The following is a 26420-nucleotide window of genomic DNA, read 5'->3' on the forward strand; positions in this document are numbered from 1 at the left end:
GGGGAGCTGCTGCCATTGAACCTGCGGATTAAATTGTTCACCGCTTTTCTGGGCCTGGTCATCATTCCTTTGTTCATTCTGGGTATTATTACCTTCTTTGTTACATTTCGTTCAATCGAAACGAAATATAGTCAGCAGACGCAATATTCGCTCAAGTCGATCGGATATAGCATCAAGAATGTATTTCAAGAGATGGATAATGTAACGGATAACGGAATTGCCAAGGGAGTGTTTCAGGCTGCATTATCCGCCAAGGACCCTGATAGTCAGGACTTGACGGCAACCACACAGCTAGAGCTGAACGCCAATCAGAAGAACTTTCGCTCGCTGCTCTATAGTCACCCGGCAATTGATTACGCTTTCCTGTACAATATTCACGGGGGACGGAAGTCGAATGTGACAGCCATCTTCAATAAGGAAAATTTCGAGACATTGCCTTATGAACAATTTCGCGAGCATCCTTTGTACAATGAAGTTATGTCTCTAAATGGTCAACCGAAGTGGATTGCTCCACACGAATATCCCGAGTTGACCGGATCGGACAATGTATTTACTCAAATTCGTTTGATCAAGGAGCTAAGTAATCTTGAACGCGTTGGCGTGCTGGTGGTGCAGATTAAGAACTGGGAGCTTGAGAAGATTTTCACAAATTTGAAGCTGGGCAGCAATATGCGGGATACCCGCTTTATGCTGGTCAACGATAATGGACTGATTCTATACGATTATCAAGAGGAATTGGACGGGCAGCAGTTAGGTGCTTACATGCCTAAAGAGTGGCAGTCCGGTCAAGCTTATCGAAGCTTCAAGAGCAAGTTTAACGGGCAGGAAAGTGTAGTCTCTATATACAAGTTGCAGGATTTCTCGTGGAGCCTGGTATCCATTACTTCATGGAATTATTTGTCGCAGGAGGTCACGACCTTTGCGAAATGGTTCGTGGCTATTATCTGTATTTGTGTGCTGACGGCGATGCTGTTCAACTTTATATTTATGAACCGAATTACCGGGACAATTGGCGTGATTGTTCGCTTTATGCGTAAGGTCGAAAGCGGTGATCTGGGCGCGAGAGTGGATGAGAAGGGCGATGACGAACTACTGCTGCTGCAAAAGGGCTTCAATAACCAGATGGACAAAATTAATGAACTGTTCGAGCAGGTTAAGCGAGAGCAATTGCAAAAGGCGAACGCGGAGCTGAGGGTGCTGCAAGCACAGATTAAGCCGCATTTTCTGTTCAATACCCTGGAATCCATTAATGTGCTGGCGGTGCAAAATGAAGGACGCAAGGTGAGCGAAATGGTGTTGCGTCTTGCTAGCATTTTGCGAATCAGTATTCAGGATAAGGAAGAGATCAAGCTGCGGCTGGAAGTGGAGCATTTACGCAACTATCTGGAAATACAGAAATTCCGCTTCGATGATTTGTTTGACTATGAGCTAGATGTTCCGGCTGAAATGATGGATTGCCTGCTGCTTAAGCTGACTCTTCAGCCATTGGTGGAAAATTCTATTCAACATGGCTTTGAAGGGATTGACTATAAAGGACGAATTACCGTTACGGGAAGACTTACGCCGAAGCAAATTCTGCTGCGGGTCGAGGATAACGGCATTGGGATGACTAGCGAACAATTGGCCAGCATTCAATATGCTGAAATGGAAGACCCGGCAGAAGGGGCGGTAGCGCCATACCCTAGTCATGAGCGGCGAGGTCTTGGGCTTCGTAGTGTATACGATCGGCTGAGATTTCAATATGGGGCGAAATACGGTTTGTTTATTTGTTCACAGCCTGGACAGGGAACGATAATACAATGTGTGATACCTAGATATGGGGCGGGTGATTCGGGTGAGATTGAAGGCGCTATTGGTTGACGATGAGATTCATATCCTGAGCAACCTTTCCAAGGTGCTGCCTTGGGATGACATGGGATTTGAAATCGTTGGTTTGGCGAGGAACGGGAGGGATGCACTGGAAGCAGCTTCCGAGCATCGTCCCGATTTGATCTTAAGCGATATTCGTATGCCGATTATGGATGGAATCATGCTGTTGCAGCAGGTTAGAGAACGGGAGATATCCTGCGAGTTCCTGCTGCTGACTGGCTATCAGGAATTCGAATATGCGCGCACGGCGATACGGCATGGCGTCAAGGACTACATATGCAAGCCCATCAATTATGTGGAGCTTGAGGACACCGTACGAGGCATTGCCCGGCAAATCCGGGAAAAACGCAAAACGCTTAATAAGGAGCGGCGGCTGAATCAAGTGGTTGATTTGGCTAACGAGAACTTTCTGCTTCATTCTTTACTGGGTCAGGAGACCGACCAGGAGGACCTGCTTTGGGAGGAAGAGGAGGGCGTGGTCATCCGCCCTTCTTACGCTATGCTACTCCTCGATCTGGAGGGGTACTCCCACCGTTCCATCACTTGGACGCTTCATGAGCGGAAGGCGTGGAATCTGCACATCAGACATGCGCTCAGAGAGCTATTCGGAGAGCTGCTGCCAGGTATGACGGTACTGCAAATTCGGGAGGGCGAGTGGTGTCTGGTATTTGCCATGCAGCCCGGAGATGAACCTATAGCCAAGGAACAGCTATACCCGGGCTATGAGCGGATACAACGGGTAGTGCGCGATAAGGAAGACTTTCCGGTTCGTATCTGTCTGGAATCCGAGCTTCATCCTTTGCAGGAGTTGTCCACGGTCTATCATCAATTAAGGCGGAAGTTGATACTAAACAAAGGGCAGGATTGGCTCGTAGAAGCCAAGGTGCAAGGAATGGAAGAATATCCTTCGGAATCAAGTCGAACGGAAGCCCAGTGGGGGTGGATTGAGCAGCTTGGGACCGCACTTCGGGGCGGGAACCATGAAGCTCTTGAGCATATTGCCTCAGAACTGAAGACTTATGTCGGTTATTTGGAAGAGCAGCGGGCAGGGGCGGCAGAGAAGTTGCTTCATTATTTGCTGATCCATTTACTGAGGGAGATGCGTGAGTTGCAGATGCTGTCTGGAGAGCAGGAGGCGGTATTATGGCAAAAGCTACAGCACCCGCTGGATATTCAGGAGCTTCTATCCCTCATTGTGTCGCTCATAGATCAATCGAGGAGCTCGCTCTCTGCCAAGAAATCCTCCGAACTGCTGATGATGTCGGCGCAAAATTATATTCAAAACCATTTGGGCGATGACTTCGGAATCGAGGATATTGCCGATTATTTAGGAATTAGCAGCAGCTATTTTTGCCTATTGTTCAAGAATCATTTCGGGGAAACTTTTGTTGAGTATTTGACGAAGCAACGTATGGAAATGGCCAAATGCCTGCTGCGCAGCAGCGAGCGCTCCATCGCGCAAATTGGCAGTTCGATCGGCTATCAGGAACGTCGTTATTTCACCAAGGTCTTTCAGAAGTATACGGGAATGACCCCGTCAGACTTTCGGCTTAAGGAAACGAGCGTATCCTGAAGAAGAGGAGGAGTGTAAGTGAATTTGACGGAATGGAGTCTGGAAGAGAAGCTCGGACAGTTATTTATTTGCGGGTTCCACAGCCTGGAGTCCGACGAGCAAATTCAGACTTTGGTGCAGCGTTATCATGTTGGGGGGATCGTTTATTTCCGGCGCAATATTCAATCAGTAGCCCAGCTTGCTGGTTTATCGCACAGTTTGCAACAGCTTCCCCGTCATCACCAGGAGGTGCCACTCTTCATTTCTATAGATCAGGAAGGGGGCATGGTCGCAAGGCTGGATCACGAGGGGATGAGCCGGATTCCTGGCAATATGGCCCTGGGAGCGACAAATAATCCGGCGTTAACGGAAGAGGTGGCCGTCCTAGCGGCAAGGGAAATGCTGGCCTTGGGCATTAACTTCAACTTTGCGCCGTGTGTTGACGTTAACAATAACCCGGCCAACCCGGTGATTGGGGTTCGCTCGTTTGGCGAAAAGCCGGAACAAGTAGCAGCTCATGGCACGGCGGCCATTCACGGGTATCAGCGCGAAGGTGTAATTGCGACGGCCAAGCATTTTCCCGGTCATGGAGATACGGATGTCGATTCCCATCTGGGCCTGGCTAGTGTTCCCCATGATCGGCAGCGGCTACGGCAGGTCGAATTGCTGCCGTTCCGTGCCGCTATTGAGGCGGGAGTGGACGCCATTATGACCGCTCACGTCATCTTCCCGGCCTTTGAGCCGGAAGAGGTTCCGGCTACCCTGTCGCGGCGGGTTCTTACGGATTTATTACGCGGCGAACTCGGTTATGAAGGTGTAGTTGTGACCGATTGTCTGGAAATGCAGGCCATCGCCCACCATTTTGGTGTGGGAGAGGGAGCGGTAAGGGCGATTGAAGCGGGAGCTGATCTGGTGCTGGTGAGCCATACCTTGGCAGACCAGATCGCTGCGATTGAGGCAGTGACCGCAGCAGTACGCAGCGGGCGAATTAGTGAGGAGCATATCGACCGCTCGGTCGAGCGTGTCTTGACCTTGAAGCAGCAGCGGCTGGGAAGTTCACTGCCGCTGGGGGCCACTCCGGTGGCGGTAACCATCCCGTTGACGCGGGAGGACGAGAGCGGGGATATTCTGCGCCGCGCGGCAGAGGGAAGTGTCACGCTGGCGCGTGACGAGGGAAGCCTGCCGATTCGGCTGGATGAACCGGTTCTGGTGGTCTGGCCAGAGCTGCGACATACGACCGAGGTCGATGAACCGGCGGTGTACACTTATACGCTGGCGGAGGCATTGCAGCCTCTGCATCGTCAGGTAGAGGTGGCGGTTATCGGCGTGCACGCTTCCGAGCAAGAGATCGCTACCGCATTGGAACGGAGCGCGGCATTCACCCAAATTGTTGTGGCTACCTACACAGCGGTAGGAGAACTGGATCAGGGGCAACAAACCCTGGTACAGAGATTACTACAGCAAGCTAGCGACAAGAGGATCATTGTCGTTTCCACCCGTAACCCCTATGATCTGCGGGCATTTTCTGAGGTGGGTACCTATTTGTGTTTGTATGAGAATCGGCCACCCGCACTGGATGCCGTTGCCAAAGTGCTTGTTGGCCGCTTGCAACCGCAGGGCATTTTGCCAGTCAGCTTAACTATGAATTGAGTGGATCTCGTCTGCTTCTTTGCGTAAACATAAGTTCAGCTTATATAGCTTAATTAGGGGTGCCCCGAATAATCATCACAAGATGATTTAAGGGCGCCCCCTTTAATTATGATGCCTGTCTTATGGCCCATAGAAGGGCTTATTAAATAAATTGGGGAAATCACGTGATTAATGTCGGCTAAGCCAGAAACTTTTCGAGTTTACCTGCGTTTAATACATTGTGAGTAAAGTGGATATACAAAATGGGAGAGCAAAGGGAGTTTAAGGATGAATTTTAGGAGATTGTTAATCACCACGATTTTGGCAGCATCGCAAGTCGCCATGGTTCTTCCGGCAAGTGCGGAAGAATTGGGTCAGGAGAACCAGCCGGAGGTTCATATAACCGATCAAGGAACAGAAGCCGGTGTCTTGAATCAAGAGGGTACAGAGCAAGAGGTTACCAATGAAGTACAATCTGGAGAAACTTCTAATGATCCTAACGCTGACGTGAATGGGGAAAGCGAAGGCGAAGTAGTAACAGGTGAAACAGAGCAAGGAACAGTTGAAGGCGAAGTAGTGCTTCCGCCTGTAGTGCCCACCAATCAGACTGAAAATAGTACAAGCGGCTCCGGCCAACTAGTGCTTATGGTGAACAGCAACAAGATGTACCAGAACGGCAAGGAGTATCTTGCGGGTCATCCGATGGAAGTCAAGGACGGAGTATCCTACATCTCCATTCGTGCCATTGTTGAACGCGCGGGATTTCAGCTTTCTTTTGACAATACCACCAAAGAAACGATTATTAAGCGGGGAACAGATGAACTTCGCTTTAAATTAGATACCACCAGTTACAAAGTCAATGGCGTTACACAAACGATGAGAGGCAAATCTTACTCGGCAAAGAACAATTTTATGGTGCCGTTAACGGCGATTACCAAGGCTTTAAATATCTCTTATTCGTATGATGCGGTAGGGAAGAGAGTCGTTGTTAATTTGTCCACACTGCCAGAAGCTTCCTTTACAATTGGTAATAAAGAAGTCATCGCCGGTGAGACACAGGTACAGTACCTTACGACGGCTACTTCTCCAATCAGGTTGGAGATTGTGAACGAAGAATGGATCGGACGTCAGGAGATCTTTGAAACTCCGGGTAACTACACAGTTACTTACCGGGTGCAGGACTCCAGTGGTCAATGGAGTAATCCATACTCATTAACAATACGAGTGAACAAACCTCATACACCTCCGGTGGCCAACTTCACGACGGATAAAGATACGTATAAAATGGGTGAACTGATCACCTATACGGATCTTAGTACCGATGAGGTTGGTATTACCGAGCGTTATTGGGAAAACCAGGAATGGGCTTTCTTTACGCCAGGAACGATGACCATCCGTCTGAAGGTGGTCAATAAATTCGGATTGCATTCGACTTATGAGAAGACGATTACGATTACGAATGAAACACTCTATACGCGGGATGAATTCAACAAGCTGTTTATTCCGATTGGCGAGAAGTATACCTTTGAGGGAACGCAGGTACCAAGCTGGGAGCGAGTGAAGTATTCGTATAGCTCAGAGGATGTAACCCTGATTCGCAGTAATAGCCCGGAAACGGTATATTCCAAAGGCGTTGTGTATCGTGAAACGGCGATTGGTGATACGCGCTTTATGATTCATCACGTCAACGCCACAGGCAAACCGGTAAAAATGTATGTCATTGCAACGAATAATAATGATGCTACTGCTCGTTTGACGCAAAGTAACTTTGGCTTTGGTGGCCCAAGTATTTACGCCACGGCCGCAGGTAAGGCTTCAGTACAGCGTTATTTCGAATCAATGCAAACAGGTAGCAAGTATAAAGACACCTGGTTCGCACCGGGAGAGAGCAAAATTATTTTAAATGAGTTGAGTGCTACAGCGATGAAGCAAGGCGACGTAATCTCATTGTTTGCCGATATGTACAGCGATCATACCCTGAATTATACGGTAATCATGATAGATCAGGATCAAGATCCGTTCAAAACTTTGCCTTATCTCAGTGCGCTTGAGCCTGATATTCATAATCGTGGTACGTATATGGAAGCCAACCGGAACATTGATTATGCCGGTTTAGTTGGCGAGACGCCATCAAGATTGTTGATTGGTGACAATTCCAGTGATCCATTCTTGATAGGTTCTGATGGTATTAAGGGCGAATACCGGATGAATGCCGGGAATTTCGGGGTGCTCTACAAGATAAGACTTCACCGTGTGGCTCCGAATACGTTGATTACCTTCAATCCGCGGGGGGGCTTCTATTCCGGATCAATTATGGTGAATGGTAGCATTATCAACTTGCCAAATAACGGCGGGGTCAATGCGCCGAATGACAGTGCCGTACTGTTCCGTAACGGGGAGCGCGAGCAAACTGTAGAAATATTGTTTACCGCTTCGCCGGGCAGCAATCTTTCCGTCAATCTGTTGTTCCAGCAAATGCCGGAGAAGAATAACGAATAGAGTAAGGACCAAGACACAGCGTTGAATCACGCTGTGTCTTTTTGCAATCATTCCCCATATCCCCCCCTTCATTGACGCAGCCGCGAATTTGGGGCATTATTAGATAAGACGCATGGAGGTAGGATGTAGACGGGAGGAATGTCACATGCTGTCGACAGAGGAAATTATCAGAGTAATGTCTAGCCGGGGCCTGAGAATTACCGACCAGCGCAGAAGCTTGGCCAAGCTGTTCGCGGAACGGGATGCTTATCTCACGCCAAGGGATGTTTACCAATATATGTGCAAGCAGTACAGTGGACTTAGCTTCGATACCGTGTACCGCAATTTGCGGGTGATGGAGGAGTTGGGTGTGCTTGAACAGGTTGTCTTTGAAGATGGTCTGAAGTTCAGAGCGGGTTGTAGCGAAGGGCACCATCATCATCATATGATCTGCCTGCAATGTGAGAAGACATACCCTATCCACTTCTGCCCGATGCCAATGGCGGATGCTCCGGAGCAATTCCAAGTCGTGAAGCACAAGTTCGAGGTGTTCGGCTATTGCAAGAACTGCCGCACGGACGGCAAAGCACAGGCACAGCCGTCACCGGAGCAGCACGAGGGGGCATAAGATGGGCGTGGTCCGCAAGACGTTCCAGGCTCCGATTTACGTTTATCGCAAGTTCATATCGCCGCTCAAACCGCCGACCTGCCGGTTCTATCCGACTTGTTCGGCTTATGCTTTAGAGGCGATTGAGGTCCATGGTCCGCTGGTGGGCTCTTGGCTTGCTGCTAAGCGCATTGCGAAGTGCCATCCGTTTCATCCGGGTGGTATTGATCTGGTTCCCCCCAAGGTGCAGAAGCCACGGGGCGAAGAGATAGCCACTCCACTGCAGAGCGACCAGGCCAAGCCGTAGGTTTGGAGGTAGCGGGTGGCTTGACATGCCATGGAACAACTTTTATTATAAATGATATCTATATACTTCCAGTGAACGGATGAGTACAAGGGATAATCCAGCCACAGAGAGCCGGGGGAGCTGCAAACCGGTCTGGAGCTTCTTTGGAAGATGGTCCGGGAGGAACTGTTTTCGAGCTGAAAGACCTGAGAGGGGCTTCGGTAAGGGGGCAGCGCATGGGCCGGCGTTAACGGCAGGTCGTCAAGACCAACAGAGCCTGTATTCTGTGAAGAATCAGGGAATTTGGGTGGTAACACGTGAGAACTCTCTCGTCCCATAGGGGATGGGAGTTTTTTTGTTGTCATTTTACAGAAGGAGCTGAAGATGTGATGTCTGACAAACCAACATTTTACCTTACAACACCGATCTATTATCCAAGTGATAAGCTGCATATTGGCCATGCCTATACCACGGTGGCAGGGGATGCCATGGCGCGCTACAAGCGACTTCGCGGCTTTGATGTTCGATATCTGACGGGAACGGATGAGCATGGGCAGAAGATTGAGCAGAAGGCTAAGGAAAAGGGACAAACCCCGCAGCAATTTGTGGACGGTATCGTGACCGGAATCAAGCAATTGTGGGATAAGCTCGACATTTCCTATGATGATTTTATTCGTACCACCGAACCACGGCACAAGCTGGTTGTTGAAGAAATATTCGATCAGTTGCTGCAGCAAGGGGACATCTACAAGGGAGAATATGAAGGCTGGTACAGCATTCCCGACGAGACGTATTATACGGAATCGCAGCTTGTGGATGTAGTTCGGAATGACAACAATGAGGTCATTGGTGGGAAAAGTCCGGAAAGCGGGCACGCCGTTGAATTGGTCAAGGAGGAATGTTACTTCTTCCGGATGAGCAAATATGTTGATCGGTTGCTGCAATATTATGAAGAAAATCCGGATTTCATTCAGCCGGAATCCCGTAAGAATGAAATGATCAACAACTTCATTAAGCCGGGTCTGGAGGATTTGGCCGTCTCGCGCACAACCTTTGATTGGGGCGTCAAGGTGAAGGGTGATCCCAAGCATGTAGTTTATGTGTGGATCGACGCTTTAACCAATTACATTACGGCGCTTGGCTACGGCACAGAGCATGCCGAGAATTATGAACGGTATTGGCCAGCAGATGTACATCTGGTGGGGAAAGAGATTGTTCGCTTCCATACAATTTATTGGCCGATTATGTTGATGGCCTTGGGGCTACCATTACCCAAAAAGATATTTGGCCATGGCTGGCTGCTGATGAAGGGCGGCAAAATGTCCAAATCCAAGGGGAATGTGGTTGACCCGAATGTATTGATTGATCGTTATGGCCTCGATGCTACTCGATATTACTTGCTGCGCGAGGTACCATTCGGTTCGGACGGTTCCTTTACGCCGGAAAGCTTTGTGCAACGGGTCAATTCAGACCTGGCCAATGACCTTGGCAACCTGCTCAACCGTACGGTGGCGATGATTGACAAGTATTTTGATGGCGAGGCGCCGGCGTACGTACCAAATGTTACTGCCTTTGACGAGGAATTGGTGAAGACAGCTCATGAGACAGTCCGTAAAGTTGAGGAAGTTATGGAGAATATGGAGTTTTCTGTAGCTCTGACCCATATCGGTGCCTTCATTAGCCGCACCAACAAATATATAGACGAGACGCAACCATGGATGCTGGCGAAGGATGAAGCCAAGCGTGGAGAATTGGCTTCTGTGATGGCGCATCTCGCCGAATCGCTGCGCTTTGCTTCGATCCTGCTACAGCCGTTCTTAACCCAGGCTCCAGCGAAAATCTGGACTCAACTCGGAATCACTTCGGGCGAATTAACCTCATGGGAGAGCCTGAAGACCTTTGGTCAGCTTCCAGGTGGCACGAAGCTGGTGAAGGGCGATCCGATCTTCCCACGTCTTGAGGTGGATCAGGAGATTGAATTTATTGCAGGCTCAATGACAGGCGGAACTCCGGCGGCAGCAGCAGAGACGGCCCCTGCTTCTACTACCGCTGTGGAGACACCGGAGCTTAAGGAAGAAATCGGTATTGACGACTTTGCCAAAGTCGAGCTTCGCGTGGCGCAGGTATTAGCATGTGAACCCGTTCCGAAGGCCGACAAACTGCTTAAACTGCAACTCGACTTGGGTTATGAGCAACGTCAGGTCGTGTCTGGCATTGCCAAGTTTTATAAGCCTGAAGAGTTGGTGGGACGTAAAGTCATTTGTGTAACCAACCTGAAGCCGGTTAAGCTGCGTGGGGAGCTATCGCAGGGCATGATCTTGGCTGCTTCCCAAGGGGAGCAACTGACGCTGGCAACAGTGCCGGATTCGATGCCTAATGGAGCAGTTGTGAAATAGTCAATTTGGGCTGTTTTAGCCGCCGGGACATCATCCCGGTGGCTTTTTTCTTGCCTAAGTCCTCCTCCAGTTCGACTTGGAAGTCAGGAAGCTTGGACTGTGAGTAGAATCCCTTGACCAAGTGGGCATGCTGAAATTTAAGGGGGAATCCTCCAGCTAAAACTTGTTATTGCTATGACAGAATAGATTTTTAAGTTGACAATGCTCTCGAAATAGTCCTATAATCCTTTTGGTAATCATTACGATTTGTAACGAGGAGGATTTATATGGTTTTGCCCCAATTGAAACGGAGAGCCGGCTTTGCAGTCTTGCTGCTCACGGTGCTGCTGGTATTGTCCGCTTGCGGAAAAAGTACAGGCGGAGGCATCGTAGAGGGCAAGGTGAATGTCATTACCAGCTTTTATCCGATATATGAGTTTGCCAAGGAGATCGGCGGCGAGGAAGCGAATGTAATCAATCTGTTGCCCACCGGCGTAGAGCCACATGATTGGACTCCGCGGAGCCAGGACATTTTAAATACGTCCAAAGCGCAATTGTTTTTATATAACGGAGCGGGCCTGGAGGGCTGGGTGCCTAATTTCTTAAAGGGACTCAGTGCTGATGCGACCGTGAAGGCAGTAGAGGTTAGCCAAGGCATTAAGTTGATTGAAGCCACCGGTGATGATGGTCACGGACATGGACATGCTCATGATCATGAAGAAGATGGGGCTGAGAATGAACATAACCACGCGGATGAGGACCATGACGCAAATCATGAGTCTGAGGGTGAGATGGATAGCCATGCCGTGGACCCGCATACTTGGGTCAGTCCGAAGTCGGCCATGATTATGGCGGAGAACATTAAAAATAGCTACATTGAGGCAGATCCTGCACATCAGAAGTTGTATGAGGCTCGTTATGAAGAGCTTGTCAGCAAGCTGCAGGCATTGGATGGTAAGTTCACTGAACAGCTAGCGTCCTTACCTAAGAAAGAAATTGTCGTGTCTCATCAGGCCTTTGGCTACTTGTGCCGGGATTATGGTCTAACTCAACATGCTATTATGGGACTTTCTCCCGAGGCAGAACCTAGAGCGCAGGACTTAATCGCGCTGGCGAAGATGGTGAAGGAAGAGGATATACGCTACATTTTCTTTGAAGAGCTAGTCTCTGACAAGTTAGCCAAGACCTTGGCTGCCGAAGCTGGCGTTGAAACCCTTGTCCTGAACCCGGTAGAAGGATTAACGAAGAATCAGGAGCAGGCGGGAGATAATTATTTCACGCTGATGGAGAAAAATTTGCAAAATTTGATGCTGGCCCTACAATAGATAGTAGATATTAGTACGCGGAAGGATGCTATAAACGGATGAAATACAACGTTAATACGCCCGAAAAGGCCGTTTGTCATGACAGCATCATTGAACTGGACCGAGTGTCCTTCTCCTATCAGGAGCAGAAGGTCATCTCTGACCTTAGCTTTGAGGTGCATGAACGGGATTTCGTCGGGGTGATTGGTTCCAACGGAGCCGGGAAAACGACATTACTGCGCATGATGGTCGGGCTCTTGCAGCCGACGCAGGGAGAGATTCGCTTGTTTGGTCAATCCATCAAGCGTTTTCGCGATTGGAAGCGAATTGGCTATGTGCCGCAGAAGAACGCTTTTAATCCTTTGTTTCCCGCGACGGTACGCGAGGTGGTCATGTCGGGTCTGTACCATAATCGGCAAATTTTCCGCCGGGTCGGCCGTGTAGAGCAACAGAAATGCAATGATGCTCTGGAAGTGATGCGCATTGGCAGCATTGCCGACAAGCGGATCGGGCAGCTATCCGGAGGGCAGCAGCAACGCGTCTTTTTGGCCAGAGCCTTAATCAATAAGCCGGATTTGCTTGTGCTGGATGAACCGACGGTGGGGATTGATGCGCAGACGCAGGCTGATTTTTTTGAGTTAATCTTCCATATGCATGCTCACCATCACATGACCTTTCTTATGGTGTCGCATGATATTGCCATGATTGAAGGACGCTTGGGACAAGAGCCTCGCAAGGAGTGTGGCGGAATCAAATTCTATGTGCGCCACTCGCATGATCAGGACTGCGCGATTCAAGACCTACAGCATTCATTGGTATAGGCAGTTGATGTACTTGAAACAAATAGACATAAGTTTTGCGAAGTTGGTTTTGCTTGGCAGAACCTTTAGGAGTTGTGGGTTTTGGAAATTTTAACTGCTGATTTCTTTCAAAGAGCGCTGACCGGTGGGCTGCTGATTGGGCTTACGGCCCCGCTGATTGGTATCTTCCTTGTGCTGCGGCGTTTGTCCATGATTGGAGATACCCTTGCTCATGTGACCATTGCAGGAGTTGCTCTGGGTCTCTTGATTGGGGCATATCCTGTGGGTGTCGGCTTGGTGTTTGCCGTGGTGGCTTCTTTCGCTATTGAGAAGCTGCGTAAGGCTTACAAGGGATACGCCGAGTTATCCATCGCTATTATTATGTCCGGGGGCGTAGCACTGGCTTCCTTGTTCTTTACGCTGGGAATGGGCTACAATACAGATGTAACCAGTTATTTGTTTGGTAGCATCTTTACACTGAATACTACGGATTTATATGTTGCTTTTGCCGTTACCATTGTAGTGATCGTCGTCGTGTTTGCCTTCTTCAAGGAGTTCTTCCTGCTTACCTTTGAAGAGGATGCCGCATCTGTTAGCGGTCTGCCTGTAAAAATGCTGAACCTGCTGCTTACAGTCATGACGGCTCTTGTTATCAGTACGGCCATCAAAATTGTAGGTGCCTTGCTCGTTTCCGCCTTGCTAACGATTCCAGCGGCTTGCAGCCTGTTGATTGCCAGAAGCTTCAAATCTTCTGTGATCTTCTCTGTTATTATTGCAGAGATTGCTGTGGTGGCAGGGCTGATGGTAGCGGGTATCTGGAATTTGGCACCCGGAGCGACGATCGTGCTGTTGTTGATTGCTATGCTTATATTAACCCTGCTGGGAAAACGGGGGTTCTCCGCGTAGCCCCTACCTGGGATATACATAGGAGGTTTGTATGGCTGATATTCATCTCGGCATTGCCTTTGGCGCGGGAATAGCATCGTTTATATCCCCTTGCTGCCTGCCTTTGTATCCGTCCTATCTGTCCTATATTACAGGAATGTCTGTACAACAGCTCAAGACGGAGCAGGGGAAGCGGGAAGTTCGCTTCCGGACGATGACGCATACATTGGCGTTCATCCTTGGCTTTTCTGTCGTATTTTACACGCTGGGATTCGGGGCCGGCTTGTTTGGAGAATTCTTCAATCAATACCGCGTTCTGATCCGGCAATTATCAGCTATATTGATTATGGTGATGGGCTTGGTCCTGTTAGGTTTGTTCCAGCCGCAATTTCTGATGAAGGAACGGAAGATGAACCTTACGTCCAAGCCAGCCGGGTATATTGGTTCATTTATATTTGGTATCGGCTTCTCGGCGGGGTGGTCGCCATGTGTAGGGCCGATTTTGGCAGCAATTATTGCGATGGCAGTGACGGAACCGGGCGCTTGGATCGGACTCATTACAGCATATACGCTTGGCTTCGCGTTGCCATTTTTCGTGCTGGCCTTTTTTATCGGTTCGACCAAATGGATTCTCAAATATTCTGCGGTAATCATGAAGATCGGCGGGGCCCTTATGTTGCTGATGGGTGTGCTACTGTTTACAAACCGTATGGCACAGATTACCATCTGGCTCCAGCAAATCACTCCCGAATGGCTGAAATTCTAAGAGTAAACCGGGCAGTGTCTGAAGTGTACTTGCCAATGGACAATCATAACATGTATCATTAACAGAGTAATGTTTTGCGTACATTAAGTCCGCGTTAACTCATGGAAAAGAGGGAATCATCAGATGCCAACGCCCAGTATGGAGGATTATTTGGAGCGGATTTATAAGCTGATCGACGAGAAAGGCTACGCTCGTGTATCCGATATTGCGGAAGGTTTGGAGGTTCATCCTTCCTCCGTTACGAAAATGATCCAAAAATTGGACAAGGATGAATATTTGATTTACGAGAAATACAGGGGTCTTGTCCTGACCAGCAAAGGGAAGAAAATCGGCAAACGACTTGTGGACCGCCATCAACTGCTGGAGGAATTCCTTGGCATGATTGGTGTCGAGCATGAGAACATTTATAAAGATGTCGAAGGAATTGAGCATCATTTGAGCTGGGACTCGATCACGCGTATCGCGACGCTTGTAGAGTATTTCAAACGTGATGCTTCTCGTATGAATGAGCTTGAGAATGTTCATCAGGAATTATTAAATGAATCCTAGAGAAAGCATCTGTCTTATGACCAAGGCAGATGCTTTTTTCTGTGCGCCTAGATTGGCTTGCTTAACCTGCTTTTATAGAAAAACGCAACTCTTGGGTGGTTCAAAGCGTTAATATGGGTGCACGCATTTGCTTGTACATCAAAAATGTTTTGGAGGTTACTCATGAAATTACGCGTTTGGTGGATTCCTATTTTCATTCTGATGCTGGTATGGCCGAATGCCGGGAAGCTGGAAGCTTCTGGTACACCCGACATTCGCATTTATTTGGACGGGGCATTGTTGTCCACAGATGCTCCCCCGTATATTAAGCCTAGGGCGGATGTAACAATGGTGCCGCTTCGCGTGATCAGCGAAGGCCTGGGCGCGCGGGTGGCCTGGTCCCAACTGGACAAGACGGCAACGATTGAGAAGGATGGCAATACGTTAATTCTGGCAAGCGGAGCCGCCAGTGCCAAGGTCAATGGGGCGACGATTCAATTGGATGCTTCCGTAGAAATCAGCGGGGGACGGACGATGGTTCCTTTGCGCTTTGTCAGTGAACAGCTTGGACTTACGGTTAATTGGAATAAGACAAACCGGACGATTACCCTAAGCTCCGGCACGGGTGAAGAAGCTTCTCAACCTGAGCCAGGCACGGATACTCCGCCAATTGATATTTCATTACCGCCATCAACGCCAGGCAGCTCTACCGATGAGTTGCGTGGGGTGTGGGTCTCCACTGTATTTAATCTCGATTGGCCAACCAAAGCTTCTTACGGTAAGGCAGATGTACAACAAGCGGAATATATCAAGCTGCTTGATGAGGTACAGGCCATGGGGATGAATGCTGTGTTTGTACAGGTTCGTCCGGAAGCCGATGCAATTTATCCATCCAAGCTGGTTCCTTGGTCGGCTTACCTGACTGGAACCGCGGGCAAGGACCCGGGATACGATCCCCTTCAATTTCTTATTGAAGAAACTCATCGCAGAGGTATGGAGTTCCATGCCTGGTTTAACCCGTTCCGCGCTAGCACGGGTGGAGATGCTACTAAGCTACCGAAGAATCATGTAGCTAACGAGCACCCCGACTGGATCGTCAAGTACAATGATAAATTGTATATTAATCCTGGAGTCCCGGAGGCTCGTGATCATGTTATTGCCGCAGTTATGGAGGTTGTTCGAGGGTATGATATCGATGGAGTTCATCTAGATGATTATTTCTACCCGACCGGGGAAACTTCCAGCAAGAAATTTAATGACGATACGACCTATAGAACCTATAATGCTCAGAAGCTGAAAGATAAAGGCGACTGGAGAAGAGATAATATCAACCGGTTTGTCGAGAAGCTGGGACAAAGCATTAATCAATCTAAGCCAGACGTATCCTTCGGTATCAGTCCGTTTGGGGTATGGCGCAATAAGGCCGTAGATATTACCGGCTCAAATACGAAGGCCGGGGTTACGACTTATGATCATATGTACGCGGATGTTCGCACGTGGATTAAGCGGGAGTGGATTGATTATGTAGCTCCACAGTTATATTGGAGTATGTCCCGTAAAGAGGTTCAATATGATTTGTTGGCCGACTGGTGGGCAGGCGAAGTCAAAGGAACTAACGTCAAGCTGTACATCGGACACGCGCCATACAAGCTAGGGACGCCGGAGATTGGCTGGTCGAGTGCGCAGGAGATCATCAACCAACTGGACTATAATCGTCAGGTTCCGGAAATACGAGGCAGCATCTTCTTCAGTGCCAAAGACTTGCGTAAGAACCCGCTGGGATTAATTCCGCTGCTGCAAGCCTATTATGGTCAGTAGGCAAAGGGTTTAGGTGACTTGTCTTCACTTCTTGACAGCAGCCAGCTATTAAGATAAGTTTGTTATCATATATTTTGTTTGATACACCGTTAAATAGCTTCGACCAAGGAACGAGTTTCATTTGTCCGTGCTTCAGAGAGGAGACCAATGCTGAGAGGTCTCTGCCGTGACTGAATCTCCCCCGCCTTGCGAGCTGTACAGGGAATCTTCTTTGAGGAGAACAACTTGTACCGGGCCCTCCGTTACCGGGGATAAGCATAGCCAAGCTATTGATTGGTTATGGAAATAGGGTGGTACCACGACACATTCGTCCCTGACGAATGTGTCTTTTTTTGTATATTGCACTTTAGATGAGGGAGGAACTTCTCATGCGTCAAAGTAAATTATTAGCGCCTACTCTACGGGAGGCTCCGTCAGATGCTGAAGCCGCCAGTCATCGTTGGTTGCTGCGTGCAGGCTATATTCGTCAACTGGCCGCGGGGATTTACACTTACTTGCCCCTGGCGAGACGAGTATTGCATAAGATTGAACGAATAGTTCGCGAGGAAATGGAAAGAGCGGGGGCCCAGGAATTGCTGTTGCCTGCCATGCAGCCGGCAGAGCTATGGAAGGAATCCAGGCGTTATGAACGTTATGGCGATGAATTAATCCGGCTTAAGGATCGGCATGGCCGCGAGTTTGCGTTGGGGCCAACGCATGAGGAAGTTATCACCCAGCTTGCAGGGGACGAGATCAATTCTTATCGCAGACTACCTGTAACCTTGTATCAGATTCAGACGAAGTTTCGCGATGAACGTCGTCCGAGGTTCGGGCCGTTGCGTGGGAGGGAGTTCCTGATGAAGGATGCCTACTCCTTTGATGAAGATTGGGAGGGATTGGACCAGTCTTATCGTGCTATGTTCAAGGCCTATGAAGCAATCCTCGAACGATGCCTCTTGGATTATCGGGCGGTAGAGGCGGATGCGGGTGCAATTGGAGGAGAAGGGGAGACCCATGAATTTATGGTGCTGGCGGACATTGGCGAGGATAGAGTTGCAGTATGTAATACTTGTGACTATGCGGCAAATATTGAGAAGGCTAGCTCAGTTAACTCCGATGCTACTCCTCCATTTATCGGAGGTTCTCTAATTACAGTACCACAGCCTGTACAAGTCCAAACTCCCGAAGTTCACACCATTGATCAGCTTTGTGATTTTTTTCAATCCGGACCTGATCACATGATCAAAACTCTGATATACACAGTTGATGGGTTACAATTTGTTGCTGTAGTTGTAAGGGGAGATCATGAAGTAAATGAGCTCAAGGTAGCTGCTTACCTTGGTGTGGAGGAAGTGCATCTGGCCGATGCTGCCCGTTGAGCAAATAACAGGAGCTCCTGTTGGCTTTGCCGGTCCAATGGGACTGGATATTCCGGTTCTGATGGATCGGGACGTCCTCCTGATGAGTGAGGGGATAGCCGGAGCTAACCAAGTTGATACCCACCTGCAATTCGTGGTTCCCTCTCGGGATATGGTGCATGCAGTAGCGGGGGATTTCAGAAATGTGGTAGACGGCGATACTTGTCCTCATTGCGGTAAGGGAGTTCTCCAGCTTCTGCATGGCATTGAAGTGGGTCATATCTTCAAGTTGGGAACAAAATATAGTGAGCGTTTGAACGCAGCATTTCTGAACCGCCAAGGACAACGGCAGCCAATGATCATGGGTTGTTACGGAATAGGAATTTCACGACTGCTCTCCGCTATAGCAGAGCAACATCATGATGAGCGAGGACTGGCGTGGCCAGCGTCTGTGGCTCCCTATCAAGTCCATATTGTTCCAGTATCCATGAAGGACACCAGGCAAGTGGAGCTAGCGGAGCAGTTGTACGCCAAGTTGCTTGAGTGCGAGGTGGAGGTACTGCTTGATGACCGAGATGAAAGGCCAGGCAGCAAATTCAAGGACGCTGAGTTGATAGGGCTTCCTTATCGGATTGTCATCGGCAAGGGCGCGGACCAAGACTTGGTGGAATGGGTGGAGCGCGGCAAGTCGGATGGTGAAGTAGTCTCATCGCAACAAGCGATTGACCGCATTACGCAATTATTGCATCGTTAGCCAGACAGGCATATGCACGCACCTATCAACATACATAAGCAATAGACCTTATGGATAGGGATGGGTGATGCTAGCCTGATGCTGATGAACGCAGTGTTTGAAGGTGGCGGGGTCAGAGGAATTTCCCTGGCGGGGGCGGTTCGGGCAGCGGAAGTAAATGGAGGAAAGTTTAATCGCGTTGCCGGTACCTCCTCGGGCTCCATTGTCGCTTCGTTACTTGCCGCCGGATATAGCGCCGAAGAGATGAAAGACATCATCATGCGAACGTCGTTCTCCCGGCTATTGAAGCGTTCGCCAATCTTCAATTTGGCCGTCCTTGGTCCTGCACTAAGGGTGTTGCTTCGCAAGGGCCTTTACTCCGGTGAAGCTCTGGAGGAATGGGTTCGTTATACCCTGCGACTTAAGGGAATACGAACGTTTGGAGATCTGGAGCCGGGGAAGCTGACGATCATTGCTTCGGATATTACGAACGGCAAAATCCTGGTACTTCCGGATGATCTGGAGAGAATCGGTATTCATTCCGGATCATTTGAGGTGGCACGTGCCGTGCGCATGAGCTGCAGTATACCTTATTTTTTTGATCCGGTGTTGCTTCGTCTTCCGGCGAAGCGGACGAAGGGAAGGCCCTTTGTCAATCAATTCCTGCATATTGTCGATGGTGGCTTGCTAAGCAATTTTCCACTGTGGTTATTCGATCGCGAGGAGCCTCAGTCTCCTGAACAGCGAGTGCCTACGGTGGGTTTTCAGATGGTTGGTAAAAACACGAATAAGCCACATGATATTTACGGTCCGTTCTCAATGCTTCAGGCCATCGTGGAGTCCATGTTGTCGGCACATGACGAACGGTACATTGAGCAATCCAATCGATATCGGACCGTCAAGATTCCCACGCTGGGTATCAGTACCACCCAATTCGATATCGACGATGAGGAAAGCTTACTATTATTTGAGTCAGGATTCCGTGCGGGAGATCGTTTCTTTAAAGGATGGAGCACCAAGCTTTATGAAGAGCAATTCCAGAAATATCAACAGAATTACGAAAAAGGATGGAACCCATGAATTGTCATGGGTTCCATCCTTTTTTACGAGCTTTAATGATATTTGGGCAAGTCGTCATCATTTTTGCCTTTTTGTCCTTCAATCACCTGGAACGGATAAGCTTTGCGCTTCTCTGTTGTAGTAGAGCGTCGTTCCGCGGCTACCTTGGCCATCGTGCGGGCCGAAGGTTTGATCTTGGGGTGTTGCCTTCGATAGCGGCGGGGCGGGTATTTATACAATATGAATACAATCGCCACTACCGCCAAAGGAACGATTACGCTACCTATAGGGATATGCTTGCTGAGAAACAAGCCGTCAATAATGCCGAATACCGACAAAAACGCGATAATCCACAAAAAGATGCGTTGTCTTCTCATGCCAATCTCATCCTTTCAAGGGATCAAGTGCAGCATTGACTGTTGTCTCTGTAACACCCACTTGCTCCATACGGGCATCCATCTCCTGCATGCGATTAAATGAAGCGATGGATACTTCCACTTGCTCGTCACTAGGTTCCTTGGTTGTCAGCAATTGCAGCCACAACCCCGGATATCCGAGAAAACGAAGTACAGGAATTTCGCGAACTGCATTAGTTAACCGTAGCAATTCATAGGACAGACCAATAACCAGTGGAAGCAGCAATACACGAATGTACATCCGTTCCCAAACATTATCCCAACTGAAGATAGGCAGCGAATAAATAATAACGCCCACAATAACGGTTAGAATAATGAAGCTGCTACCGCAACGGTAATGCAGGCGGCTGTATTTCTGCACATTGGCGGGTGTCAGTTCTTCCCCAGCCTCGTAAGCGGAAATGACCTTATGTTCTGCGCCGTGATATTGGAACAGGCGCTTGATTACCGGGGTCTGGGACATTAGCCATAGATAGATAAGCAGCAATACAATCTTGATGACACCTTCAATCAGCGTGTGCATGGTTTGACTGGAGAACGCATGCTGGAACAGATATTGTTCTACCAGAGCTGGCACCAGTGTGAAGATGAGCTTGCCAACAATAAAGGAAATGACTCCGGCAATAGCTACACCGACCAGCATCGTCAAGGAAAAGCCGGATTCATCCTTTTCCTTCTGCTTGGCTCGTTCTTCCGGTTCCATCTCGTCGTCAGCCATCGCTTCCGCTGAATAATTCAAATGCTTGGAGCCTTTGGCACTGGAATCGATGATGCTAACCAGGCCACGTAACAATGGAATCTTACGCAGCTTTCTAACCCACTGCTTGTCTTGCTTGGGTACTTCCAAAAAGGTAATCTCGCCGCTCTTGCGGCGTACGGCTGTTACGTTCACATGCTTGCCGCCAAACATAACGCCTTCAATAACGGCTTGGCCGCCGTATATGACGGGGGCAGATTGCTCAGGCAAATAAGTCACCTTCCTATGAATTCTGTAATGATTCCATTGTAACGGACTTTGCGGTCAAATTCTAGTTTGTTTAGTCTTTGGCGAAATGAGCATACTAATCTTCAAAAATCAGAAGCTTATAGTGCGTGTTCAAAAAGTCGAATTTCTAGGACCAAAGCTTATGCTTCCGATGTGCGTTTTTTCAAAACGCTTGAGTTGGATGAAGCTAGGGACTGAGGAGTGGAGCTCCACGTTTTCGGAGAAAACGACTTCGGAAGCATACGGGTACGTGAGCACCGGAAGGCCCGGGTGAATTCAAGATTCGATGTCGAACTCACTTCTCGAATAACTTCGTTCTGGGAAGACGACTTCTTGAACAACCTCTTAATAGAAAGGAAGAGTGCTTGTTGAAACACCAGAAGCAAACAACCAAAGAACGCCCTCAGTCGTGGAGGCAGCAGCGGAGAAAGAATACAAATATATGGTTATTTTCTTTAGAGATTGGTTTTTTTGCGGGGCTGATCTGGGGTGGGGTCAAAGCTTTATTCTTCTACATGGGATTTACGAAGGTGGTTCCCGGATACTTGGTCGAGCCGTTCTTTAAGAATGCCTTTCTACATACACAGGCCGGATATTACGTGGGCTGGGCCTCTTTTATCGGGCTTTCTCTGGTTGCAGCTATGATTTATACGCTTGCTTTCCGCAAAATGAGGGGACCCGTGCCGGGACTTATATATGGTGTCGTTTGGTGGGGGGTGCTGTTTGTTTTGCTGGGCCCTTGGCTGGAGATGCACCCTCCACTGGCTGATTTGCCTGCGATGACAATCATCAGTGAATTTTGTCTCTATTTGCTATGGGGATTATTTATCGGCTACACGGCTGCTGAGGAATTTACGGATGAGCGGGCCAGAGAACCTAAGAAAACCACGAAACAAGCGCTCCAATAACGGACAAAAAAGCTTCTCAAGCGACTCTCTTCTATGTTAAAATTACTTTTGGTTATTTTCGGAAGGGGGAGCCGTTATGTATCGCATCCTGGTGATGAACGGACCGAACTTGAATATGCTTGGCGTACGCGAGCCCGGAATCTATGGGGCCGAGAAGCTTAGCGACATTGAAGCCAGACTGGCTCAGCTAGCCGGGACCAACGGTCTGGAGCTGGAATTCATTCAATCTAACCATGAAGGCGAGTTGATTGACCGGATTCACGCTGCTTATGGTAGTTCGGACGGGATTTTACTGAATCCAGGCGCGCTGACACACTACAGCTATGCTCTTCGCGATGCTTTGACGTCGGTGAACATTCCCGTCGTTGAGGTCCATTTGTCCAACATACATAAGCGGGAGGCATTCCGGCATACGTCGGTCATTGCCCCAGTGGCGATTGGGCAAATTGCCGGTTTCGGGTCCTATGGCTATGAGATGGGCTTGCTGGCGCTTAAGCGTCACTTGGAACAGACCCGTTCTCAGGGTTAGGATATCTGGAATCCGGTTATAAAGTTCATATATTAAGGGAGAGTTTAAGATGGCGAACACTCGTGTTATCCGGCTTCGTGAAGCAATGAACAAGCAGCACTTGGAAGCCGTATTGATTACCGGAGAAGTGAACCGCCGCTATGTGACGGGTTTTACAGGAAGTTCAGGGTATGTATTGGTAACCTTGCAGGATGCTTGGCTGTTGACGGATTTCCGTTATTTAATCCAAGCCGCCGAGCAAGCGCAGGGCTTCCAAATTGTGGACCATGGAGCGTCCGTTACTGGAGCGCTGCAAAGCCTGCTAAGCGGAGCAAGCATTAAGCGCCTGGGTTTTGAAGAGGAGTTAATGTCATTTGCTACCTATCGGTCTTATGAGCGTGAATTAAAGCCTGTTGAGCTTGTGCCAGTGAATGGTCTGGTAGAAGAATTGCGGATGTTCAAGGATAGCGGTGAACTGGAACTGATGAAGGCAGCCGCTGATCTGGCCGATCAGACCTTCATGCACATGCTTGACGTTCTTAAGCCTGGCATTAGTGAATGGGATGCGGCTCTTGAACTTGAAATCTTCATGCGCAAGAACGGAGCAACCGGCCCTTCGTTTGATACGATTATGGCTTCGGGTGAACGTTCGGCCTTGCCACATGGGCGGGCGAGTGAGCGCATCATGCAGTCGGGCGATCTGGTCACTATGGATTTCGGAGCACTCATGAACGATTACTGCTCGGATATTACCCGTACAGTTGCGATCGGGAATCCTAGTGAGAAGTTGAGAGAGATTTATGATATTACCTTGGAAGCGCAGTTGCGTGCTGTTGAAGGGATACGTCCAGGTATGACCGGACGGGAAGCGGATGCCTTGGCACGTGATGTCATTGCCAGCTATGGCTATGGCGAGTACTTCGGGCATAGCACGGGCCATGGACTGGGTATGGAGGTTCATGAGGCACCAAGGGTGTCGAAGGCCAGTGATACGGTGCTACAACCAGGAATGGTTGTTACTGTGGAACCGGGAATCTATCTGCCGGGAATTGGCGGTGTGCGGATTGAAGACGATATCGTCATAACAGAGACTGGAAATCGTCGGTTGACGGAATCTACCAAGGACTTCATAGCACTCGGCTAAACCTTGTATTTATGGTATGTTTAATCCACAATCTTAATAAATGTTGTTAACCCATTTGAGGAGGTACTTTTGTGATTTCAGTAAACGACTTTAAGACAGGCCTGACCGTCGAAGTAGACGGTGATATTTTTACGGTGCTGGAGTTTCAGCATGTAAAACCGGGAAAGGGTGCCGCATTCGTCCGCTCGAAGCTGAAGAATCTGCGTAACGGTAACACTGTAGAGAAAACGTTCCGTGCTGGTGAAACTATTGGCCGCGCGATGATCGAGAACCGTGATGTGCAGTATCTGTATGCCAGCGGACAAGAGCATACGTTTATGGATAACGAAACCTATGATCAATTTTCATTGACGGAAGATCAATTGGAATGGGAATTGAACTTCCTCAAGGAGAATATGAATGTAAAAATCGTTAGCTATCAAGGAGAAATCCTGGGCATTAACCTGCCGAACAGTGTAGAGCTTAAAGTGGTTGAAACCGAGCCGGGCATCAAAGGCAATACGGCAACTGGGGCAACCAAAAACGCCAAGGTAGAAACTGGCCTCAATGTTCAGGTTCCTCTCTTCATTAATGAAGATGATGTGCTTCTCATTGATACTCGCGAAGGTAAATATATTTCACGGGCATAAGCGGGACTACTCGCTTGTCACAGGTCTCCTCCACCCTTGCTGGGGTGGAGGAATTTTTTTATAACCCATTGACGACCTTTGGGTCATTCGTATTATACTGGTTTAAAGCGTTACTGGTTCAAACGATGGTCGCGCAGATAAGTGGAGCATCATTAGGGAGGGTCTGAAGTTGGCTTTATATGTGATGAAATTCGGAGGGAGTTCCGTAGGCGATACGGAGCGGATGCAGCGGGTTGCCCGTCGCATTATCGAGAAGCAGCAGGAAGGAAATCAAGTGGTGGTCGTTGTTTCTGCTATGGGAGACACGACGGATGATCTGATAGATCAGGCCAAGTTGCTAAGCAAAGAACCCCCGCCAAGGGAAATGGATATGTTAATGACTACCGGTGAGCAAATCTCCATTGCGATGTTGTCGATTGCGCTTCATGCGATGGGGGCTCAAGCGGTTTCTTATACGGGTTGGCAGGCAGGCTTCCGCACGGAAGCGGTGCATGGCAAGGCACGGATTACCGATATTCAGCCAGAGCGGGTGTTGAAATCGCTGGAGGCTGGGAATATCGTCATTGTGGCCGGGTTCCAGGGGATGACCGAGGAAGGCGAAATCACCACATTCGGTCGCGGTGGTTCCGATACGACAGCGGTTGCTCTGGCGGCAGCTACCAACGCTGATTGTTGCGAAATATATACGGATGTGGACGGCATTTACTCCACCGATCCGCGAATCGTCAAGCATGCGCGCAAGCTGAACGAGATCTCTTACGATGAAATGCTGGAGCTGGCGAATTTAGGGGCAGCGGTGCTACATCCCCGTGCGGTAGAATACGCCAAGCTACATCAGGTCCGTCTTGTGGTACGGTCGAGCTTTAACAATAATGAAGGAACGGTTGTGAAGGAGGAAGTCAAGATGGAGCAAGGCGTAGTAGTAAGCGGAATTGCCTACGATAAGAACGTAGCCAGAATCAGCATTCTGGGGGTATCGCACGTTCCTGGCGTATTGGCAAAGGTATTCGGTTCATTAGCCGATTCCAAAATCGATGTGGACATTATCGTCCAAAGCGGAGTGCAAGACGGGAAAGCGGACTTCTCCTTTACAGTGGCTCTGTCCGATTGTGACAAAGCCCTCAAGGTCCTGGACCAAATCCGCAGTGAGTTGCCTTACGATGAAGTGACTTCCGAAGAGGGACTGGTCAAGGTATCCATCGTTGGCGCCGGTATGGTGAGCCATCCAGGGGTGGCTGCTCAAATGTTCGAGGTCATCTCCAAGCAAGGGGTTAACATTGTGATGGTTAGCACCTCGGAGATTAAAGTCTCCTGTGTGATTGACGGTGGCAAGCTGAATGAAGTGATCACCGCGCTGCATACTGCTTACGGTCTGGATACGGAGAATACGGCATTTGTCGGAGGTCCGCAAGATCGTCGATAAACTATATACAGGATTCAAAGAGCTCGCGAATGCGGGCTCTTTTTTTTATATGCTAAACAAGGACAATCAGGCATATCGTTTAAGAGATGGGACAAGGGAGGAAGTTCTTATGCTTGATAAATTTGTCGCAAGCATGGCAAGTTTGCGCATCACGTCAGGAATGATAGAGATCCTTGCAGCCCTGCTTATGCTCAAGTTGGGAAGAGTCGATAAGGCTCTGGCGGTCAATTCGGCCCTGGCTTTCGTTGGGCCTTCCGTATTAATCGTTACGACCTTCATCGGACTTGCCGGTATGGCTGATAGATTGTCGCTTGGGAAGATGTTATGGATCGGCTTGGGGATTGCGTGTCTCTTAATTGGCATTTTCAAGAAATGATAGAT

At 49.0% G+C, this 26420-nt stretch carries 22 protein-coding genes and 1 pseudogene; 21 read left to right on the top strand and 2 right to left on the bottom strand.

Translation table 11 applies throughout. The features are described from left to right. The first annotated feature begins 15 nt into the window (after window positions 1-15). The 15 genes and pseudogenes from AC1VOR_RS08915 to AC1VOR_RS08985 all read left to right on the top strand — a co-directional run bounded on the left by AC1VOR_RS08915 (window position 16) and on the right by AC1VOR_RS08985 (window position 20047). Window positions 16-1860, top strand: a complete 1845-nt coding sequence (locus tag AC1VOR_RS08915) for a cache domain-containing sensor histidine kinase (protein WP_482617284.1) — start codon at window positions 16-18, stop codon at window positions 1858-1860. Further along, on the top strand, window positions 1835-3442 hold the full coding sequence (locus tag AC1VOR_RS08920; RefSeq protein ID WP_482617285.1) for a response regulator: 1608 nt from the start codon (window positions 1835-1837) through the stop codon (window positions 3440-3442). Before AC1VOR_RS08915 ends, AC1VOR_RS08920 begins: the two co-directional genes overlap by 26 nt. A gap of 18 nt (window positions 3443-3460) precedes the next feature. Beyond that, window positions 3461-5071 carry a beta-N-acetylhexosaminidase gene (nagZ, locus tag AC1VOR_RS08925; RefSeq protein WP_482617286.1) on the top strand — a complete coding sequence of 537 codons (1611 nt, stop codon included), beginning with the start codon at window positions 3461-3463 and terminating at the stop codon, window positions 5069-5071. Window positions 5072-5338: 267 nt separating this feature from the next. Beyond that, a complete protein-coding gene (locus AC1VOR_RS08930) occupies window positions 5339-7549 on the top strand; it encodes a stalk domain-containing protein (RefSeq protein WP_482617287.1) in 2211 nt (736 codons plus the stop codon). Between the two features lie 145 nt (window positions 7550-7694). Further along, on the top strand, window positions 7695-8156 hold the full coding sequence (locus tag AC1VOR_RS08935; protein ID WP_482617288.1) for a Fur family transcriptional regulator: 462 nt from the start codon (window positions 7695-7697) through the stop codon (window positions 8154-8156). A 1-nt stretch (window position 8157) separates the two neighbouring features. Further along, the gene (yidD, locus tag AC1VOR_RS08940) at window positions 8158-8442 is read left to right on the top strand and encodes a membrane protein insertion efficiency factor YidD (RefSeq protein WP_482617289.1); all 285 of its coding nucleotides are present in this window, start codon (window positions 8158-8160) and stop codon (window positions 8440-8442) included. A 368-nt stretch (window positions 8443-8810) separates the two neighbouring features. Beyond that, window positions 8811-10817 (top strand): methionine--tRNA ligase, encoded by a 2007-nt coding sequence (gene metG, locus AC1VOR_RS08945; protein ID WP_482617290.1) that lies wholly within the window; start codon window positions 8811-8813, stop codon window positions 10815-10817. Between the two features lie 266 nt (window positions 10818-11083). Then, the gene (locus AC1VOR_RS08950) at window positions 11084-12121 is read left to right on the top strand and encodes a metal ABC transporter solute-binding protein, Zn/Mn family (protein WP_482617291.1); all 1038 of its coding nucleotides are present in this window, start codon (window positions 11084-11086) and stop codon (window positions 12119-12121) included. A gap of 38 nt (window positions 12122-12159) precedes the next feature. Further along, the gene (locus tag AC1VOR_RS08955) at window positions 12160-12921 is read left to right on the top strand and encodes a metal ABC transporter ATP-binding protein (RefSeq protein WP_482617292.1); all 762 of its coding nucleotides are present in this window, start codon (window positions 12160-12162) and stop codon (window positions 12919-12921) included. 81 nt (window positions 12922-13002) lie between these two features. After that, on the top strand, window positions 13003-13806 hold the full coding sequence (locus tag AC1VOR_RS08960) for a metal ABC transporter permease (RefSeq protein ID WP_482617293.1): 804 nt from the start codon (window positions 13003-13005) through the stop codon (window positions 13804-13806). A gap of 31 nt (window positions 13807-13837) precedes the next feature. Continuing rightward, on the top strand, window positions 13838-14551 hold the full coding sequence (locus tag AC1VOR_RS08965; RefSeq protein WP_482617294.1) for a cytochrome c biogenesis CcdA family protein: 714 nt from the start codon (window positions 13838-13840) through the stop codon (window positions 14549-14551). Window positions 14552-14674: 123 nt separating this feature from the next. After that, window positions 14675-15100: a transcriptional regulator MntR gene (mntR, locus tag AC1VOR_RS08970; protein WP_018751529.1), complete on the top strand. Its 426-nt coding sequence runs from the start codon at window positions 14675-14677 to the stop codon at window positions 15098-15100. Window positions 15101-15262: 162 nt separating this feature from the next. Further along, the gene (locus AC1VOR_RS08975; protein WP_482617295.1) at window positions 15263-16897 is read left to right on the top strand and encodes a family 10 glycosylhydrolase; all 1635 of its coding nucleotides are present in this window, start codon (window positions 15263-15265) and stop codon (window positions 16895-16897) included. Window positions 16898-17265: 368 nt separating this feature from the next. Continuing rightward, window positions 17266-18988, top strand: a pseudogene (locus AC1VOR_RS08980) (proline--tRNA ligase). A gap of 78 nt (window positions 18989-19066) precedes the next feature. Next, entirely contained in the window at window positions 19067-20047 is a 981-nt protein-coding gene (locus AC1VOR_RS08985; RefSeq protein ID WP_482617296.1) for a patatin-like phospholipase family protein, read from the top strand. A gap of 32 nt (window positions 20048-20079) precedes the next feature. Here AC1VOR_RS08985 and AC1VOR_RS08990 read toward each other — a convergent pair whose 3' ends face one another. Beyond that, the gene (locus AC1VOR_RS08990) at window positions 20080-20403 is read right to left on the bottom strand and encodes a hypothetical protein (RefSeq protein ID WP_482617297.1); all 324 of its coding nucleotides are present in this window, start codon (window positions 20401-20403) and stop codon (window positions 20080-20082) included. A gap of 7 nt (window positions 20404-20410) precedes the next feature. Then, a complete protein-coding gene (locus AC1VOR_RS08995; RefSeq protein WP_482617298.1) occupies window positions 20411-21409 on the bottom strand; it encodes a DUF1385 domain-containing protein in 999 nt (332 codons plus the stop codon). A 386-nt stretch (window positions 21410-21795) separates the two neighbouring features. Between AC1VOR_RS08995 and AC1VOR_RS09000 the strand changes: the two genes are divergently transcribed. From AC1VOR_RS09000 to AC1VOR_RS09025, 6 genes are all read left to right on the top strand, one after another. After that, window positions 21796-22335: a YqhR family membrane protein gene (locus tag AC1VOR_RS09000; protein WP_482617299.1), complete on the top strand. Its 540-nt coding sequence runs from the start codon at window positions 21796-21798 to the stop codon at window positions 22333-22335. A gap of 76 nt (window positions 22336-22411) precedes the next feature. Then, a complete protein-coding gene (gene aroQ, locus AC1VOR_RS09005; protein WP_482617300.1) occupies window positions 22412-22864 on the top strand; it encodes a type II 3-dehydroquinate dehydratase in 453 nt (150 codons plus the stop codon). Window positions 22865-22913: 49 nt separating this feature from the next. Continuing rightward, window positions 22914-23987: a M24 family metallopeptidase gene (locus AC1VOR_RS09010; RefSeq protein WP_482617301.1), complete on the top strand. Its 1074-nt coding sequence runs from the start codon at window positions 22914-22916 to the stop codon at window positions 23985-23987. Between the two features lie 71 nt (window positions 23988-24058). After that, window positions 24059-24616, top strand: a complete 558-nt coding sequence (gene efp / locus AC1VOR_RS09015; RefSeq protein ID WP_482617302.1) for an elongation factor P — start codon at window positions 24059-24061, stop codon at window positions 24614-24616. A gap of 169 nt (window positions 24617-24785) precedes the next feature. After that, window positions 24786-26039 carry an aspartate kinase gene (locus tag AC1VOR_RS09020; protein WP_482617303.1) on the top strand — a complete coding sequence of 418 codons (1254 nt, stop codon included), beginning with the start codon at window positions 24786-24788 and terminating at the stop codon, window positions 26037-26039. A gap of 109 nt (window positions 26040-26148) precedes the next feature. Next, a complete protein-coding gene (locus AC1VOR_RS09025; protein ID WP_482617304.1) occupies window positions 26149-26415 on the top strand; it encodes a YqhV family protein in 267 nt (88 codons plus the stop codon). Window positions 26416-26420 lie beyond the last annotated feature (5 nt).

This window comes from Paenibacillus sp. 1SOY10 (genome assembly GCF_056836745.1).

Bases quoted from the DNA above. Each gene is read 5' to 3' on its own strand.
- AC1VOR_RS08990 (WP_482617297.1), bottom strand. From the start codon at position 20,403: ATGAGAAGACAACGCATCTTTTTGTGGATTATCGCGTTTTTGTCGGTA.
- AC1VOR_RS08965 (WP_482617294.1), top strand. From the start codon at position 13,838: ATGGCTGATATTCATCTCGGCATTGCCTTTGGCGCGGGAATAGCATCG.
- AC1VOR_RS08935 (WP_482617288.1), top strand. From the start codon at position 7,695: ATGCTGTCGACAGAGGAAATTATCAGAGTAATGTCTAGCCGGGGCCTG.
- AC1VOR_RS09025 (WP_482617304.1), top strand. From the start codon at position 26,149: ATGCTTGATAAATTTGTCGCAAGCATGGCAAGTTTGCGCATCACGTCA.
- AC1VOR_RS08930 (WP_482617287.1), top strand. From the start codon at position 5,339: ATGAATTTTAGGAGATTGTTAATCACCACGATTTTGGCAGCATCGCAA.
- AC1VOR_RS09010 (WP_482617301.1), top strand. From the start codon at position 22,914: ATGGCGAACACTCGTGTTATCCGGCTTCGTGAAGCAATGAACAAGCAG.
- AC1VOR_RS08955 (WP_482617292.1), top strand. From the start codon at position 12,160: ATGAAATACAACGTTAATACGCCCGAAAAGGCCGTTTGTCATGACAGC.
- yidD (WP_482617289.1), top strand. From the start codon at position 8,158: ATGGGCGTGGTCCGCAAGACGTTCCAGGCTCCGATTTACGTTTATCGC.
- AC1VOR_RS08985 (WP_482617296.1), top strand. From the start codon at position 19,067: ATGCTGATGAACGCAGTGTTTGAAGGTGGCGGGGTCAGAGGAATTTCC.
- AC1VOR_RS08950 (WP_482617291.1), top strand. From the start codon at position 11,084: ATGGTTTTGCCCCAATTGAAACGGAGAGCCGGCTTTGCAGTCTTGCTG.
- metG (WP_482617290.1), top strand. From the start codon at position 8,811: ATGTCTGACAAACCAACATTTTACCTTACAACACCGATCTATTATCCA.
- aroQ (WP_482617300.1), top strand. From the start codon at position 22,412: ATGTATCGCATCCTGGTGATGAACGGACCGAACTTGAATATGCTTGGC.
- AC1VOR_RS08975 (WP_482617295.1), top strand. From the start codon at position 15,263: ATGAAATTACGCGTTTGGTGGATTCCTATTTTCATTCTGATGCTGGTA.
- mntR (WP_018751529.1), top strand. From the start codon at position 14,675: ATGCCAACGCCCAGTATGGAGGATTATTTGGAGCGGATTTATAAGCTG.